Source organism: Pseudonocardia sp. (assembly GCF_025965585.1).
Taxonomy (GTDB): Bacteria; Actinomycetota; Actinomycetes; order Mycobacteriales; family Pseudonocardiaceae; genus Pseudonocardia.
Window position 1 is genome coordinate 1 of sequence record NZ_JAOPWR010000030.1, and the last position, 3,864, is coordinate 3,864.

The 3,864-nt window shown below is 71.7% G+C and carries 4 protein-coding genes; all 4 read left to right on the plus strand.

Features of this window, described 5'->3' with window-relative positions:
• The coding region (locus JWR81_RS01485) for an ABC transporter permease (protein WP_297645737.1) at nucleotides 1-757 on the plus strand (757 nt) is incomplete at its 5' end.
• Nucleotides 754-1,575 carry an ABC transporter ATP-binding protein gene (locus tag JWR81_RS01490; protein ID WP_297645739.1) on the plus strand — a complete coding sequence of 274 codons (822 nt, stop codon included), beginning with the start codon at nucleotides 754-756 and terminating at the stop codon, nucleotides 1,573-1,575. The genes JWR81_RS01485 and JWR81_RS01490, both read left to right, overlap by 4 nt.
• Before the next feature lie 41 nt (nucleotides 1,576-1,616).
• Entirely contained in the window at nucleotides 1,617-2,726 is a 1,110-nt protein-coding gene (locus JWR81_RS01495; RefSeq protein WP_297645741.1) for a hypothetical protein, read from the plus strand.
• Nucleotides 2,727-2,728: 2 nt separating this feature from the next.
• Nucleotides 2,729-3,864 (plus strand): ethanolamine ammonia-lyase reactivating factor EutA (locus JWR81_RS01500; RefSeq protein ID WP_297645743.1); only part of this gene is annotated, 1,136 nt, incomplete at its 3' end.

The following is a 3,864-nucleotide window of genomic DNA, read 5'->3' on the forward strand; positions in this document are numbered from 1 at the left end:
CTCGCTGCGCCGGGGTCTGGTCGCCGTGGTGGTGGTGTTCGCGGCGTGGGAGGCCGCCGTCCGGGTCTTCCACCCGAGCACCGTCATCATCGTGGCACCCAGCGCGATCGCGCACTCGTTCTGGGAGCTCACCGTCAGCGGGGAGCTCTGGCACCACTTCACGGTCAGCATGTACCAGTTCGTGCTGGGCTACCTGGCCGCCGTGGTCATCGCCATCCCACTCGGGCTGTTCATGGGCGCGAGCAAGCGGGCGCACGACTACGGCGACCCGTGGCTCACCGCGCTGTACGCGACGCCCAGCGTGGCGCTGGCCCCGCTGTTCGTCGTGTGGCTCGGCTTCGGCGACGCCGCGCACATCTCGATCATCGCCCTGGTGGCGTTCTTCCCGGTCATCATCAACACCATCGACGGCGTGCACGCGGTCGAGCGCGACCTGCGCGAGGTCGGAATCGCTTTCCGGGCCAACCGTCGCGAGGTCTTCATACGGATCGACCTCCCCGGGTCGCTGCCCTACATCTTCACCGGGCTGCGCCTGGCGCTGGCCCGCGCGCTCGTGGGCATCGTGGTGGCCGACCTGTTCGGGGCGCAGGCCGGTCTCGGCTACCTCATCCTCACCTCGTCCCAGGTGTTCCAGACCGGCGCGGTGTTCGTCGGCGTCATCGTCCTGGCCGTCCTGGGCGTGGTGCTCACCTGGGCCCTGCGCGGCCTGCAGAAGAAGCTGACCCCATGGCAGCTCGACGTGAGGGGCAAGGAATGACGACCTCGGACAGGACGGCGGGCGGCGTGCGCGTCCGCAACCTCAGCAAGCAGTTCACCAGCCCGACCGGTGAGCCGCTGCGGGTGCTCGACGGCGTGGACATCGACGTGCGGCCCGGCGAGTTCGTGTCGATCGTCGGCCCGTCCGGGTGCGGCAAGACGACACTGCTGCGGATCGTGCAGGGCCTCGACGAGGCCGACTCCGGGGAGGTGCTCGTCGACGGGCAGGCCCCCGGCGACGTCGCAACCGGCTTCGTGTTCCAGCGGGCGGCGCTGTTCCCGTGGCGCACCGTCGAGCGCAACGTCTCGTTCGGGCTGGACCTACGGGTGCTGCGCTCCACCGCGAACCACCCGGCGACCAGGGCCGGGCGCCGCAAGCGGGTGGCCGACCTGCTGGCACTGACCAACCTCACCGACTTCGCCGACTACTACCCCACCCAGATCTCCGGTGGGATGCAGCAGCGCGTGAACCTGGCCCGGGCGCTGGCCATCCAGCCCTCCGTGCTGCTCATGGACGAGCCGTTCAGCGCGCTCGACGCCCAGACCAGGGAGAAGCTGCAACGCGACCTGCAGCGCGTGGTGGCCGAGACGCGCACCACCACGCTGTTCATCACCCACGACATCCGCGAGGCCGTGTTCCAGGCCGACCGCGTGTTCGTGATGGCCGCCCGGCCGGGCCGGTTCGTCGAGGTCTTCGACATCGACGAGCCCCACCCCCGCACGGCCGAGTTCCAGCAGAGCGACCGGCTCGCCGAGACCGCGCGCGAGATCTGGGGGCTGCTGCACGCGAAGCCGGCCGCGCTGACCTCCACGAGCTGACCCATCCCACCCGGACGACCCACGCGGAGCGGAGACCACCCGTGACCCTCGAAGCAGAGGCCACCACCACCACCCCGAGATTCCTCACCGACCCCTACCTGGACTGGACGGCCGGCGAGGGCATTCCCGTGGTCGAGGACTTCGGCGTCGACCTGCTCGCCGTCGAGACGGCCCCGTGGGCACGGCTCGGGGCGGATGCGGCGTTCGTACACCTGAAGGGCCGGGGCGACTTCCTCGACATCGTCGTCGCCGACATCGCGCCGGGCCGCGCCACCGAGCCGCAGCGCCACCTCTACGAGGAGGTCGTCTACGTGCTGTCGGGCCATGGCAGCACCACCATCGAGAGCGCGGACGGTACGCGTACCCACAGCTTCGAGTGGGGCCCCAGGAGCCTGTTCGCGCTGCCCCTCAACGCCCGCTACCGCCACTTCAACGCCAGCGGCTCGCAGCCCGCGCGGCTGGCCAGCACGACCAGCCTGCCGATCATGATGAACCTCGTGCACAGCGAGGCCTTCGTGTTCGATCACTCCGGCTCGTTCCCCGAGCGCCAGGGCGACGACCGGTTCTTCACCGGCGAGGGCGAGTTCATCCGGATGCGGCCCGGGCGGCACATGTGGGAGACCAACTTCGTGCCCGACCTGGCCGAGTTCGAGCTGCAGCAGTGGTCGGCCCGCGGCGCCGGCGGCAGCAACATGATGTTCGTGCTGGCGGACGGCACGATGCACGCGCACATCTCGGAGATGCCGGTCGGGACCTACAAGAAGGGGCACCGGCACGGCTCCGACTTCCACGTCTACGCGGTGACCGGGCAGGGCTACTCGCTGCTCTGGTACGAGGGTGAGACCGACTTCCACCGGGTCGACTGGCGCCACGGCGTCGTCTACGCGCCACCGGACCGGATGTTCCACCAGCACTTCAACACCAGCTCGGAACCGGCCCGCTACCTCGCGGTGGCGATGGGCGGCTTGCGCTACCCGTTCACCGCGGTCAAGCGCGAGACCTTCATGGGGATGGACGTCAGCGTGCGCGACGGAGGCCGCCAGATCGAGTACGAGCACCAGGACCCGCGCATCCACCGGCTCTATGTCGACGAGCTCGCCCGCCACGGCAGCACGCCCCGGATGGACGCGGTCCTGGGCCACGGGGCCTGAGGGTGGCCGACGGGGACGGGCACGGCCACGGCCACGGCCACGGCCACGTCGCACCCGACGACCTGGCGGCGGTGCGCGCCGAGCTGTGGCAGGCCGAGAACGTCGAGCTGACCACGGTGGGCATCGACATCGGCTCGTCCACCTCGCACCTGATGTTCGCCCGGGTGCACCTGCAGCGCCGCGCGCAAGCACTGTCGAGCCGCTTCGTCGTCGTGGACCGCGAGGTGCTGTGGCGCTCACCGGTGCTGCTCACGCCCTACCTCGCCGACAACACCATCGACGCCGGCGTGCTCGACGCGTTCGTCGCGCGCTGTTACCGCGACGCCGGATTGACCCGCGCGGCGGTGGACAGCGGCGCGGTGGTGTTGACCGGGGAGGCCCTCAAGCGCCGCAACGCCCGCGCCATCGCCGACCTGTTCGCCGCGGAGTCGGGGAAATTCGTGTGCGCCTCGGCGGGGCACCACCTGGAGGCCGCGATGGCGGCGCACGGCTCCGGTGCCGTCGCGGGCACGCGGGGCGACCCCGCGGTACGGCTGCACGTGGACATCGGCGGCGGCACCAGCAAGCTCGCGGTGCTGGCCGGCGGCGAGGTGCTGGGCACCGCCGCGGTCGCGGTGGGCGGGCGCCTGGTGGTCCTGGACGGCCGGCGCGTGGTCCGGGTGGAGGGGCCCGCGTTGCAGATCGCGCGGGCCCGCGGCATCCCGCTGAGCCTGGGCGAGGCCCTCTCCGACGCCGACGAGGCCCGGCTGGTCGAGGCGTTCGTGCAGGTGCTGGTCGGGTGCATGGACCACGGCGCCGGCGGCGGGATCCCGCCCGGCTTCCCGGCCGACCTCCTGCTGGCCGACGACCGGGCCCCTGGTGCCCGGCCCGTCGACGTCAGCTTCTCCGGCGGCGTCGCGGAGTACCTGCGCGCACCGGACACGCCCGACTTCGGCGACCTCGCCCGGCCCCTGGCCCTCGGGCTGAGCCGGGCGCTGACCGACGGGCGGATCGGCCTGCGGCTGCACGACACGGCCCAACAGATCCGTGCGACGGTCATCGGAGCCTCCCAGTTCTCCGTGCAGGTCAGCGGCAACACCTCGGGGCTCGCCGGCGGCCCCGTGCTGCCGATCCGCAACCTCCCGGTGCTCCACCCGCA